Source organism: Alteromonas algae (genome assembly GCF_049117195.1).
Classification (GTDB): Bacteria; Pseudomonadota; Gammaproteobacteria; order Enterobacterales; family Alteromonadaceae; genus Alteromonas.
Map to the genome: position 1 here is coordinate 2,808,344 of NZ_CP185260.1, position 13,413 is coordinate 2,821,756.

At 44.2% G+C, this 13,413-nt stretch carries 11 protein-coding genes; 3 read left to right on the top strand and 8 right to left on the bottom strand.

Annotated features, from left to right (window positions below):
* Positions 1 to 32: 32 nt before the first annotated feature.
* The gene (locus ACOJRU_RS12625) at positions 33 to 2,537 is read right to left on the bottom strand and encodes a TonB-dependent receptor domain-containing protein (RefSeq protein ID WP_421132092.1); all 2,505 of its coding nucleotides are present in this window, start codon (positions 2,535 to 2,537) and stop codon (positions 33 to 35) included.
* A gap of 401 nt (positions 2,538 to 2,938) precedes the next feature.
* Here ACOJRU_RS12625 and ACOJRU_RS12630 point away from each other — a divergent pair, with 401 nt between their 5' ends.
* The gene (locus ACOJRU_RS12630; RefSeq protein WP_421132093.1) at positions 2,939 to 4,969 is read left to right on the top strand and encodes a putative bifunctional diguanylate cyclase/phosphodiesterase; all 2,031 of its coding nucleotides are present in this window, start codon (positions 2,939 to 2,941) and stop codon (positions 4,967 to 4,969) included.
* 6 nt (positions 4,970 to 4,975) lie between these two features.
* Entirely contained in the window at positions 4,976 to 5,557 is a 582-nt protein-coding gene (locus ACOJRU_RS12635) for a thymidine kinase (RefSeq protein ID WP_421132094.1), read from the top strand.
* 41 nt (positions 5,558 to 5,598) lie between these two features.
* Here the strand turns inward: ACOJRU_RS12635 and ACOJRU_RS12640 are convergent, their stop codons facing one another.
* From ACOJRU_RS12640 to ACOJRU_RS12650, 3 genes are all read right to left on the bottom strand, one after another.
* Positions 5,599 to 6,630: a LacI family DNA-binding transcriptional regulator gene (locus tag ACOJRU_RS12640; protein WP_421132095.1), complete on the bottom strand. Its 1,032-nt coding sequence runs from the start codon at positions 6,628 to 6,630 to the stop codon at positions 5,599 to 5,601.
* A gap of 226 nt (positions 6,631 to 6,856) precedes the next feature.
* Positions 6,857 to 7,486: a uracil phosphoribosyltransferase gene (upp, locus tag ACOJRU_RS12645; RefSeq protein WP_421132096.1), complete on the bottom strand. Its 630-nt coding sequence runs from the start codon at positions 7,484 to 7,486 to the stop codon at positions 6,857 to 6,859.
* 169 nt (positions 7,487 to 7,655) lie between these two features.
* Positions 7,656 to 7,877 carry a DNA-binding protein gene (locus tag ACOJRU_RS12650; protein WP_421132097.1) on the bottom strand — a complete coding sequence of 74 codons (222 nt, stop codon included), beginning with the start codon at positions 7,875 to 7,877 and terminating at the stop codon, positions 7,656 to 7,658.
* Between the two features lie 432 nt (positions 7,878 to 8,309).
* On the opposite strand from ACOJRU_RS12650, the gene ACOJRU_RS12655 reads away from it, so the two are divergent.
* Entirely contained in the window at positions 8,310 to 9,347 is a 1,038-nt protein-coding gene (locus ACOJRU_RS12655; protein WP_421132098.1) for a mechanosensitive ion channel family protein, read from the top strand.
* Between the two features lie 11 nt (positions 9,348 to 9,358).
* Here the strand turns inward: ACOJRU_RS12655 and ylqF are convergent, their stop codons facing one another.
* From ylqF to ACOJRU_RS12675, 4 genes are all read right to left on the bottom strand, one after another.
* A complete protein-coding gene (ylqF, locus tag ACOJRU_RS12660; RefSeq protein WP_421132099.1) occupies positions 9,359 to 10,363 on the bottom strand; it encodes a ribosome biogenesis GTPase YlqF in 1,005 nt (334 codons plus the stop codon).
* A 135-nt stretch (positions 10,364 to 10,498) separates the two neighbouring features.
* Positions 10,499 to 11,248: a TrmH family RNA methyltransferase gene (locus ACOJRU_RS12665; protein ID WP_421132100.1), complete on the bottom strand. Its 750-nt coding sequence runs from the start codon at positions 11,246 to 11,248 to the stop codon at positions 10,499 to 10,501.
* A 124-nt stretch (positions 11,249 to 11,372) separates the two neighbouring features.
* Positions 11,373 to 12,161 (bottom strand): transglutaminase-like domain-containing protein, encoded by a 789-nt coding sequence (locus tag ACOJRU_RS12670; protein ID WP_421132101.1) that lies wholly within the window; start codon positions 12,159 to 12,161, stop codon positions 11,373 to 11,375.
* The gene (locus ACOJRU_RS12675; RefSeq protein ID WP_421132102.1) at positions 12,158 to 13,387 is read right to left on the bottom strand and encodes a hypothetical protein; all 1,230 of its coding nucleotides are present in this window, start codon (positions 13,385 to 13,387) and stop codon (positions 12,158 to 12,160) included. The genes ACOJRU_RS12670 and ACOJRU_RS12675 overlap by 4 nt, the downstream gene beginning before the upstream one ends.
* Positions 13,388 to 13,413 lie beyond the last annotated feature (26 nt).

Here is a 13,413-nt window from a genome sequence, read left to right on the forward strand (position 1 = left end):
AGCCTACTGCATCAGTTATTTACGCTAGGCGCTTAGTCGAACATATACTTAAGTGAAAGTACTGTTGTGCGACCGTTAAGAGGACGCGCTCTTACATAGCTGCCTACCGCTGCAGAACCTTCTTCAGATTCAGTGATGATGAACTCATCTGTTGCGTTGTTCACGTTAAGTGATACTGAGAATTGGTCATTCACCCAGTATGTCGCGAACAAGTTAACGAGGTTATAGCCTTCTTGCTTAAGGTCGTTGTTATCTTGAACGTAGTATTCAGTTGACCCTTGAAGCGATGCACCTACAGACCATGTATCTGTTGCGTACTCTGGCGTGATAGTCCAAATAAAGTCAGCTTGACGACGCGGTGTGTTGCCTTCAATCGCAGCGTTGTTTACGTCTTTGCTAATTTCAGCATCAGTCCACGTAAGGTTACCTGATACAGTGAAGTTGTCGGTCAAGTTGTAACGACCTTCAAATTCAAGACCCATTGCTTCGTACTCACGCATAAACGTAAGACCGCTGGTTACTTCAGCTTGCGTATCTTCTGTTACGGTGTCGAACAATGTTGCGTTAAGCATTAAGTCTTTTGTACCGTACTTATAACCCACTTCTAATTGCTTAGTGGTATCGAAACCAGACGTTGTACTTGTAAGGCTGCCATCGGCATTCAATGTGCCACCAATCTGTAGAAGACGGTCGGCAATTGCACGTCCACCTTTAGAGTAGCGAGCGAAGAACGTTTGGCTATCGCTTAGTAAGTATGAACCACCCAATGAGTAAGACGTATGGTTCGCATCGTAGTTTACGATTTGAGACGCTGCACCTGCACGATTAAGGTTAATCACACCACCACGAATGAAGCCGCTGTTTGTCGCAGACGCGTCTTCGATTTGCTCGATAACTCCGTTACCGTTTACGTCGAAGTCGGTGTTACCACCACAGCAGCTGCTGATTAGTTCACCAGACGCTTCTACCGTGTCACGACGAACAGATGCATCAATGATGATATTGTCAGACAGTTCAAAACCAACGTTCATGTACGGTGCTTTTGTCACGTAGTTTAAGTCCCATTCCCAAGATAGGAAGCTTGGAGAAAGTAAACCGTTAGACACTAAGTCAACACCATCGCCGTTAGTAATGTTTAGCATTTGAGAGTTGCTGCCATCCAATGTTTGGATGAATGTCTGCCAGCTAGACCAGCTTGTCGCAATATCTTGATTCGAGTAGTAGTAACCCACGGTTAAATTAACGCCGTTATCGAATTCTTTACGAAGACTGAAGTCGTTAATCATGTTGCCTAAATCGTTGATACGCGTATCAAACTGAAGGTTTGTGAACGCTTGACCGCTATACACATCACCCGCACCTGGGCCATTTGCCAATGTAACGGTGGTTGAATCACAGTTTAATGCGTTTCCATCACCGTCTAGCGCGCCGGCACAAAGTGCAGATGCAAAGTTAGATACATCGCCAGGGCCTGTAGGGAAACCATCTACGAACGGGGCAATGAAACCACCAGAAATCGTTGAAGTACGGAATTTATTCAGTAGGAATAAGTTCTCTGCTACTTCTAAATCAACTTCAACACCGAACGAGCTTACTTGTGATTCGATACCGTCTCTTACGTCACGATTCTCTGGGTTACCATAGCTATCGAATGTAGAAATGTTCGTATTGTATGCAGAATTTAGTGCTTGTGAGCTTGCATCGTACCCAGGTACCGGACCATATTGGCCATCGCCTTTAACCAACACTGGAGAAGGCAAGTACGTTGATACTTTGTCATCAAGATTTTTGTAGTAGAAACGGATGTGACCGTTATCTAGCATCTTGGTGATGTTAATTTTAACTTGGCCACCTTGGTCGCCGTTATAACCTGTTTCACGAGGACCTTCACCACCGCGTGCAAAACCCGCGATGTGGTAATACATGTCATCAGAAATTTCACCGCCGTAGCGGAAATCTAAACGAAACTCTTCGTAGTCAACACCAAATGAAGTACCGATAGCACCGCCACCTACTTCACCTGTGTTACTGATCATGTTGATGACACCACCAGGAGAGTTACTTGCGAACGTTGATGCAGAACCACCACGGATTGCTTCAACACTGGCGACTGACCAGTCGTAACGAATGAAGTTATCTGCGTTACCGAAGTTGATGTCGCCATATTCTAAAACAGGAAGGCCGTCTTCATGAATTTGAAGGAATTTAGACCCACCAGTAGCTAGAGGAATACCACGGATAGTAATGTTAGCGTTACCGCCACCACCTGAAGACTCAGCACGAATCCCCGGCAAAGCACGAAACACTTCTGCCGTTGAACGAGGCGCTAGTTTAACGATATCGTTTTCATCGAAAGCACTTACTGAAACGCTGGCTTCTTGCATTGTTGTGCCACCAGGCGTTGCAGTGACAACAATTTGTTCATACTTTTCTTTGCTTTCAGTCTCAGCAGGTGCTGATTCTTGCGCGATGACTGAACCCGACAATGCGGCGCAAACCGCAAGTGTTAGTGTGTTGAGTGTGTGTTGTTTTTTCATGTTATCTCCGGCGATGTGTTAGAGCCGTTAAACCAAAGTGGCCAATTTTAAAAGCTGCGTTTTTTGCTTCACAACTTAATCGATTAAGAATGTAGAACAAAAATTATTAGATGTAAACACACTGTGAAATATTTATTTTTAATGCGCTTGTGTGCATTACTTAGTTAACTCCGAGTTAACAACAGTTGCCGAACTAACAATAGCAAGTAAAACAACAAGATAAACACCCACCCTCTTATTAAACGATTAAGTTTCGAATCGAGAAAATGTTTATTTCAACAAAATGAAGAATGTTAAATTTATTCTAAAGTTCAAGATACCTATACCTTTAGCTTTTACACTTCGGGCAAATCGCATACTATGCCTGTAGTATAGATGTGCTTAAAAAAAAGTCATAACTTGTGAAAACAGAACCCAGTAAGCAGCAAATAACAAAAGAACCACTCACTACGTCGATGAAAAGAGACGTGGTCGACATGCTACTTGGTAATGTAGTAACGGGGCTATTAATGACTTACATTGCCTTTACAGGCCTTGTCTTTGGCATCAATAATGAAGAAACGCACCACACCAAAATGATATTTTGGTACGTGATGAATGCCTTGGTTATTTTTCGCTTCTTAGATTGGCTTTATTGGCAGTTTTCACTTAAACACAAAGCGTATGCGCCACGCCCGGTATTAATAAGATTTTCAGCCGCCTCAATCATTACCGCATTAATGTGGGCATCGTATTCAGTGTCGCTTTATTACTCAATGGACACAATTGAACTCGCGGCAACAATGGTAGTGCTTGCTGCAATGGCAGGGGGAGCGGCGACCGTGCTAGCCCCTAGTAAACTACTTGTCAGTGTTTACTGCACCGCATTATTAGTTCCTACATCACTATGTGCCCTGTACGACAGTGAAAATCAGTTTGTTATTCTTGGCATTCTTGGCCTTTGTTTTTGGGGCGGCATTTTTTCCAGTGCTTTTCGCTATAACCGTTTTTTCGTTGATACCGTTATTTTACGAGATCAGAAAGAAAAACTGCTAAAAGAGATGAACGAAAAGCAGTCTGAGTCCATTAGTATTAATGATGCGTTGCTTAAAGCCAACAACAGGCTAGACCAAGCCAACGCAAGCTTAGAAGAGCAAGTTGAACGAAGAACGTCGGACATTTTAAGGTTATCTAATCGCGATCCGCTGACCAATTTGTTAAACCGCAATGGTTTTCTAAAACACCTGTCTAGCCAAATTCATAAAGCCAGCTCGCTCAAAAATCAACTGGCGGTTTTGTTTATAGACCTTGACGGGTTTAAACAAGTGAACGATAGCTTAGGACATAAAGTAGGCGATGCGGTATTGGCCGAAATCGCTAAGCGGCTGGCAAAATTTTGTGAAAGCGACCATTTAGCACGCTGGGGAGGCGATGAGTTTGTCGCGACAGTGCCTTATGCAAATGAAGATACGGCTTTCGCGGTAGCGCAAGCAATGCGCGGCGGCATAACCGTTCCTATTACCGCGTTTGATAACGAAATTACGTTAGATGCCACAATTGGTATATCCATGTACCCTGACCATGGAATCGACTCACAAACGTTAATCCAACACGCTGACCTGACGATGTACGAGCAGAAACGAAAGCAGCGCGGAAGCATTGGGGTATTTAGTGAGTCGTTGCATACCGACATAAAAACAGAGCAACAGCTTTGCGAAAACCTTCGAACTGCGATAGATAAAAAAACCTTCAGTGTACACTACCAACCCATCATCGACGCGAGCACTGGAAAAACAGTAAAAGTTGAAGCGCTATTGCGTTGGCAGTGCAATGGCGTTGCCGTATCCCCTGCTCAATTTATTCCTCTTGCAGAAAAAATCGGCATTATGCCAGAAGTTGGAATATGGGTATTAAACCGAGCCTGTATCGATGTGATGCAGTGGAATACCCACCCTGAACTTGCACTATCGGTGAATGTTTCAATTTGCCAACTTACGCATGGAAATTTTGTTAAAGCGACAAAGAACGCGCTTATATCGTCAGGTATAGCCCCAGATAGATTACATTTAGAAATCACTGAAAGCGTTTTCGCCGACGAAGAAGACAATGTCGGCAAAGAGATTTCGGCGCTTAAAAAACTTGGCGTAAATATTTCTATTGATGATTTTGGTACCGGCTTTTCGTCTCTTAGCCGTTTACAATCATTAGCCTGTGATTTTATAAAAATTGACCGTTCATTTGTGCAGAATACAAATGAAGAGAGTGATACTATACTGCGCGCAACCATGCTGATAGCGAACGAATTTGGCTGTAAAACGGTGGCGGAGGGCATAGAAACCATTGAGCACGTAGAGCGCGTCAAGCTGCTTGGCGTCAATTACCTTCAAGGTTTCTATTATGCTAAGCCTATGGCTGCTGACGACTTCATTTCTTGGTACAACAACAATAAATAATTAAACATGGCTCAACTTTACTTTTATTACTCTGCAATGAATGCAGGTAAATCTACCTCACTTCTTCAATCTGCCTATAACTATCGTGAACGCGGTATGCATTCTTTGATTTATACAGCAGCATTCGACGACCGCTATGGCGTTGGAAAGGTAACGTCTCGAATTGGTTTACAAGCAGACGCAAAGCTTTACGGCAACGACGACAATATGTTTGACGCCATTAAAGCGGACAATGACACACAGAAACTTGATTGCGTGTTTATTGATGAAGCACAGTTCCTAACGAAAGCGCAAGTCCGCCAGCTTGTTGAAGTGGTTGATGAACTTGATATTCCCGTCCTTGCTTACGGGCTGAGAACTGACTTTCTCGGTGAGATATTTGAAGGAAGCCTGTACCTTTTGGCATGGGCAGATAAGTTATTTGAGCTTAAAACCGTGTGTCACTGTGGTCGAAAAGCCAACTTTGTCGTTAGGCTTGATGAAGCAGGAAATGCTGTACGTGGTGGCGCTCAAGTGCAAATTGGTGGCAATGATAAATACGAGTCTATGTGCCGTAAGCATTTTAAAGCGCTGGTTTGGGATAACTAAACGTAACATCGTTTGGTTACCCCCTACCGCTAAAATGGTGGTTAGCTTACCACCGTTTCACCGTCAATCATATCAAACGATAACACAACATTGTCAGGTGATTGGCTGAGCAAAGACTTCGCTGCAATTTCGCCTTTATGAGCACTAGACTGACAAACCGTGGTGAGGTTTGGACGTGTTCGTTGCGCTTCTTCTATGCCGTCAAACCCTGTAATTTTCAGTTCGTTTGGTACATCTATCCCCATTGAAAGTGCACACTGCAACAATTCCAGCGCAATGATATCACTCATGCAAAGAATAACGTTTGGCCTAGGGCTACTGCTTAATACTTCTTGTGCAGCTTGTTTAGCATAACGCCTGTCACTTTCAGGTATGTGCCATACCCAATCATTGCTAATGCTTATCCCTTTTTCATTGAGGGCGCGCGTGTAGCCTTGAAAACGACGATGCGAAATAGACGTGCTGACATCGACTAGCGCACTATTATAAATACGGCACGTTGAAGGAGAATCGATTAAGCGAAGCCCAAGTATGGCAACATGGTCGCTTGGCGACACCGCTTTTTTCGCTATTTGATAAGCGGCTTGTTCGTTATCAATATTGACAGATGGAAGCCCTTGAATATCAAAGTCAACCGTAATCACGGGCTTTGACTGCGTTGCTAGCTCGTCGGCAAGTTTAGGGTTTCGAGGCGAACCATAGCAGATGAAACCATCAACGAAATCAACAACATCTAGAATACTTTGAGAGTCACCTGCATATAAAAGCAAATGTTTTCCTTGCTGCTGAAGCGTCGTCGACACCCCTTTTATAAAGGTACTGGCCACCGGATCACTCACTGTATAAGCGATGCTATCGGCAAGCACCAATGCGACTATATTGGAGCGCCCTTTTCTAAGTATTTGTGCAGCTTTATTTGGACCGCTATATCCTATGGATTCACACGCCTTTAAAATCTCTTCGCGGCGGCGTTTAGAGAGCTGATCAGGACGGTTAAATGCGTTTGATATGGTGGCGGTTGACACCCCCAACTGCTGCGCTACATCTTTAAGCGTCAGTTTTGCTTTTTTCATTGTGTTTTCGCCGATGGCCTACTACTTCATGCGCAACGTGGATATGCGCACACCTCACCAGATGCCGAATCAAAAACTCAGCACCTAGACGAACTACGGATTTCCATCATAACACTAACTTAATCGATTAATACCAAAAATTTAACATACCGTGCAATGTCACTGTTATCGGCACTTGGCATATCTTAAGTATTACTTAATAAAAAATAAAAAAACGCGAGTGGCACTAGCGGGTTCCGAATATTTTGTCACCCGCATCACCTAGTCCAGGTAAAATATACCCTTTTTCATTAAGGCGTTCGTCTATTGCTGCAGTGAAAATATCAACATCAGGGTGAGCATCGACCACCGCTTTAATGCCTTCAGGGGCAGCCACCAAAAATAGCCCCATAATGTTACGGCACCCTTTCTTTTTAAGTAAATCAATAGTGGCAATTAGCGTCCCCCCTGTGGCCAACATGGGGTCAACAATTAACGCAGTTCGTTCGTCGATGTTGTTTACGACTTTGTCAAAGTAAGCAACGGGCTGAAGGGTTTCTTCATCACGATACAGCCCAACCACACTTATTTTAGCGTTCGGGATTAAGTTCATTACACCGTCTAACATACCCAGTCCGGCACGAAGGATAGGTACAATAGTGATTTTTTTGCCTTTAATCTGTTTCACTTCAACCTGATCGCCAGACCAACTTTCAATATGGGCTTTTTCAGTAGGCAATGTTCTAGAGGCTTCATATGTCAACAAGTTACCGACTTCAGACGCAAGCTCACGAAAGTCTTTACTGCTTATGTTTGCGTGGCGCATCAAGCCAATTTTATGTGCAATGAGAGGGTGCGTTATTTCATGAACAGCCATGGTGATTCTCCAAACGAATTAGTATGCCAAGTTTACCCGACCCTCAGCAGATATAAAGCGCTAACGTACTGTCGCTGTAATACATGTGAATGTTGACAAGCACCATGCCCACCATGTGCACACCCTCGTTTGGTAATAAAGAAGGTGACAGGGCCAGACATTGATAACGCTACCCCACCGCTACAGTGGCGCCGTCGGGTAACGTGACTTCTATTTTTAAGCTACCGCCTACCGCAGCTAAATAGCTTGCCGCGCGCTGTAATGAAACATCCTGGATACGTTTAGACTCTAACTTACTTACTCCAGAGGCTGTTACGCAAAGGGCCATCGCAACCACTTCTTGTTTTACCCGATGTTGTTTTCTAATGTCACCCAGTGTTAATTCTTTCATGATGTTGCCTTTTATTTTGGGCATAAAAAAACCCAGATTTTTGTATTTTCTGGGCTTTTCAAAACGTTTTACTATTTTGCCCAGAAGCGACGATAAGCCCCTGAACAATAAGCGTCAGGCGCTGTCAGTGAGTAAAATTGTAAAAATTATTAGTAGTAACGTTTTTCATGAATAAGTCTCTTTGTGCCCCTATTCAGGGCATTGTGTTATTGATGTGCAGGCATCTACACCGTGTTGCAATATCCTTAACCATACCATCAGCCAATACAATAACAACCCCTTTCCATAATGGAAAGTAGCACCATACTTAACCATGTCGTTTTCTCGGTTTTGTTTTTTCAAAATAAATAAGAGCAAAGCACGGGGGCTTCAGGTAGGCTTGTCACTCTACTTAAACGCGCTAGCAACATTTTTTAAAAGAAAGGTTTACGCATGCAATGGCTTCCTCAATGGTATCCTTTTATCACTACACTGCTGGTTTCAAGCGTTGTCATATTCATTGCAAGCTTATTAGTCACTCGCATAAACAAGGCGCTGACAGCCGACCAAAGGTTACCAAGGCAGTTAAGCTTTATTGCAGTAATCATTATTTGCCTCATTGCCATCATACTCACCTTACCGGTTAGCGAGAGTTCTAGAAATCAAGTGCTGGCTTTATTGGGCGTTATGGTATCGGGCGTACTTGCATTTTCGTCGACCACTATTGTGACTAACTTGATGGCGGGTGTGGTATTAAAGTTTAATCGCCCGTTCAGAACCGGGGACTTTATCCGTTGTAATGACTACTTTGGGCGCGTATCTGAGAAAGGTTTATTAGATACAGAAATTCAAACTGAGCAGCGCGATTTAATTTCTATCGCTAATAACTACCTCATTAACAACCCCGTCACCGTAATCCGCGCATCTGGCACACTGGTTACGGCTGATGTATCTATTGGATACGACGTACATCATGACACGGTTACCCAACTTTTAGAGCAAGCCTCAACACACGCAGGGCTTAGCGAAGGCTTTGTACAAGTTACTGCGCTAGGCGATTTTAGCGTTAACTATCGGGTATCTGGACTGCTCACTGAAATAAAAGGCTTGTTAAGTGCTAAATCTCGCTTACATACCGCCATTCTTGACGAACTTCATAACAACGGCGTTGAAATACTCTCGCCCAATGTTGTTGCGCAGCGTATTACCGATCCATCAAGAGCGTTCATTCCTGAAACCCGCGCAACAATAAAAAACGACGCGGTAAAAGACGAAATACCCGAAGAACTTGCGTTTGACAAGGCAGAGCAAGCGGAACAGCACGAACTTGAATTAGAGGCAAAAAAGGCGCAACGAGAACAATTGACTGTAGCCCGTGATAATGCGACAGACCAAGACGAGAAAACGCGTTTGCAGGAAAGCATTACCGCAATCGACGAGGAGATAACAGGGCTCATCGCCGATCATTCAAAAATAAGTGACGCGCGCTGAACGCGTCGACATTATTTATTTTCTTTTTTCATACGACGGCTTTGTGCTTCACGCTTTTCAGTACGCTTTTCTTTTCTGTCGCGTTTGTCTGGCGTAAGCGAGCCTGATTTAAACTTCTCTTTACGCTTGGCTTTTGCTTGTGCTTTCTTTTGTGCCTCTTCTTCCATTAGCCGTTTTTCTTCTACCAACATCTCGGGCGTCTCTAACGTTACCCGACCAAGCATGCCTGACTGAAGCTCTTTAAGCAGCACTTCACATATCTTATGAAGATTAACCCTACCACCGGCCATAATGGCGCCTCGGTTTTTGGCCGCCGCTTCTAAGAATTCAATTTCAGTATCAGGTAGCGTGTCTAGTTTAAAACGCTCCTTCATCACTTCAGGATACGCTTTAATCAAATAATCGGCGGCGAAGAAACCCACATCGTCGTATTCCATGGCGGTATTTTTTACCGCACCAGAAGACGCCAACCGGTAAATAGAATTTGGATTTTCTAGCTTTGGCCACAGCACGCCAGGAGTGTCGAATAAAATAATACCGCTGCCAAGATTAATACGCTGTTGGCTTTTTGTAACGGCCGGTTCATTGCCTGTTTTCGCAATAATACGCTCAGCCAATATATTGATAAGGGTCGATTTCCCCACATTAGGAATGCCGGTAATCATGGCTTTAATGACTTTACCTTGACCATCTTTGTGCGAACAGATACTGCGAATAAGCCCCATTAACTGTTTGCTATTACCAGGGTTGTCACTGGACGTAGTAATGGTTTTTACACCACGTTCTAACTCTAAATGGGTTTGCCACTGCGCCGTTATTTCAGGGTCTGCCAAATCGAACTTATTGAGGATTTTGATACACGGTTTATCGCCGCGGATCTTTGCAATTTCTGGATTTTCACTTGAATAAGGGATACGAGCATCTAGCACTTCAATGAGAATGTCGACTTGAGCCAACGACTCTTTCATTTCTTTTAGGGCTTTGTGCATATGCCCTGGAAACCACTGTAAGGCCACGATGTGCTTCCTTTGTGAGAGTGTAAGTAAATTGGGCGCAGTATAGCGTAAATCCGCTGTTGGTTTTACGAAAACCCAATGTTCAATGCAATAATTTGCGAAAGCATTACAGGCTTGCTTATGCGTTACGTAACGCTAGCGCGTTGCCTGTGATAACTGAAACAGCGAAATATTAACGGCGCTTGCAAGATTTAACGAGTCGATTGCACCGCTCCCCGTTATGGTGAAAGGTAACGCGTTACACCCATCAAGTGCCTCTCGTGGCACCCCACGCGCTTCGTTTCCAAACAAATAACAATCGAACTCGTTGAACGTACTATCAGTGATAGCCGTGCCGTTCATATCAAGATAAGCGAAACGAGAGAAGCGCGTTGTCAGTGTCTCTAGTGACACATCTAGTTCTAACGGAACGTGAAAAATAGCCCCCATACTAGCGCGCACCACTTTGCTATTGAAAGGGTCGACACTATTTGGGCTGAGCAACAAACGAAAATTGCCGAACCACGCCATTGACCGAAGAATAGTACCTAGGTTTCCTGGATCTTGAACTTCATGCAGATACAACGCGCGAGACGGCGCACGCCCGTTTGGTTTATCAAGCGTACTTGGCAGCGGTACACATGCAATAATGCCTTGAGGCGTTTTGGTATCACTGATCTGCGACATTTGCTTAACGTTAAGTACCACCACGTTATACGCTACCGAATTATCAGCAACCCAGTGCAGGTACTCTTCGGTAATATAAAGCGTGATGTCTTTCTCACTATCAGACATAGACGATGCTTTAATCAGCTCTGCAACAAGGTGTTCACCTTCAACCAAGTAATACCCAAATTGGCTTCTGTATTTCTTTTGGTGCAATTTTTTTATGTCATCAAGTTTCATTAATAAAGTGCCCTGCATAAAAGTGGCGTCAGTGCGGCGCCACGCTACACGAAAAATAATTCGGCGCAGTGTATGTGAATTATAGTAAAACTCAAGCCTAGCCGCGGCAAAACACGCTTGAACATTACTCTTGGTAATCGTCGCCGCGCTGAAACGCCGTTATTTTAGAGGGCATTGATGCCATCGACTCCATCAACGTTCGACTATATGCCATGGATTCATTTTGCAATTCAGATGACGGTAAATAAAACGTCGCTATCGCACCATCGTTGTACAACGCTGCATCGGCAGTATGCCACTGCCCTTCTACCCACATTTCGCTCCATGCATGCCCGTAAGCATACAAACCATGTGGGTACTGCACCACAACCATACCCAGTATCAACTTTGCGGGTATGCCTTCGCTCCTTGAGAGCGCGGTGGTAAGTACAGCGTATTCTGTGCAATCGCCACTGCGCTGCTGCGCAACGGTAGAGGCAAAATTAAACCCATGTACGTAGCTAGGTTCGGTAATATAGCCCGATACGTACTCCACAATCTGAGCTTTAATATCTTCATCTTTCGATGGCGTAAAGCCAGAGATAAACGGTTGCGTGGCTTTCTCATCAAAATCTATAACAAAGCTTGGGGCTAACTGCGCGGGTAAAAATGTACCTTGGTACGCGTTATTATTTGAGAGCGCCACCGTTATCGATTGTTCATCACGGTCAAGTACCGTTACATTGGTATTGTCCGCCACCGCTTGTGCATGCTTTTGCGGCGTTTTAGACCACGCTGTTAATACAACGCGAGACGGCAAAGGCTCGCTGACGTTAATATCGGTAGAAAGCGATACCTGCGCGAACGTTGGCGAACTTTGCGCATCAACCTGTGCGCAATACGCAAGCACTAAGAAAGTGATTAACCTTTTCATGGCAATTTCGGCGTTCCTATTGATACCATTTGATCAAGCGTCACTTTCATTACGCCGTAATCGATAGTCCCTGAGATAGGCGCATTGTTATCATCTATTTCAAATAAAAACGTAAATAGCGACATGTTAAGCTGGAAAGTATTGCTACTGTCTGTCTTATCTAACGACACTTCTAACGCTGAAGTCGGGTCAGCATCTGGTGACCACATAAAAAAGGTGTCGCGGGTGGCATCAGAGTTACGAAGGTTTTCTATGCTAAGGTAATTACCGTATTCAGACTGAAGCCATTTGCTATGCTCAAGGGTAGCAGCAATGTCTTTGTTTTGAATTTTACCGGCAACCTCCCATTTTTCATCTTTGTAGTCGATACGATACGTTGAAGCCATAACGCCGTTTTCAATAGTGTATTGTTGCCCGTTAATTAACGCGCCATCAGGCATACTCCATGAATTGGAAAAGCTGTCAGTACGAGCCACAGAATTGGCGTCAACCGGCACTAACATAGACAATGACGATTCAATAACGACATCGCCGTCTTCATCTTTTGCATATGACTCACGTGAAAAACCGACGGGTATACCGTTTATGCGCCATGCGTAGGCGGTTTGATAGAACGCATTGGTAGGCTTGGCATTATCAAACGCTTGAATAAATGCGACGAACGCCTGCTTGAATGTTTCTCGATAGCCTAATTCGTTGTGAAGGCAAACCTGCAAACTATCATTTGTCTCTGCTGCCATCGCTTTCATTAAACCTGCAACTTTTTGATCGCCTTCTCCCAAGTGGTAAAGCGTATCGTATGCTGCATATGCCGTAGTCCCAACGACCCCGACATCTAATGCAAAATTAAACTGACCAGACAATGCTTTTTTATTCAGTGTCTCAGCACTTTCTAAGCCCATCTGGGAAATGCCGTGCATTGAATTTGCTGTGCCATCGTATTCGGTAAATACCCAGCATTCCATAGGAACATCACTGCCAATATCGATAGTGTAATACCAGGTGCCGGTGTCAGTATCCGCAAGCGAGAGCTCGCCAAGCACATCACTATTAATACCAAGTTCAGGTAACGACAACTCAGAGCGTTCATCTAACGCCCCTTCCCTTTTCATCGCGTCGTTAAACCAGCCTGGAAACCCAGCCACATCAATAAAATCATGGGCATGTGCGTTTGCACTGAGGCCAAGTACGCCTAATAACGATAGGGCTATTTTTTTAGAAAACATTGTCGTCCTTGAATTTGGTAGGTGAT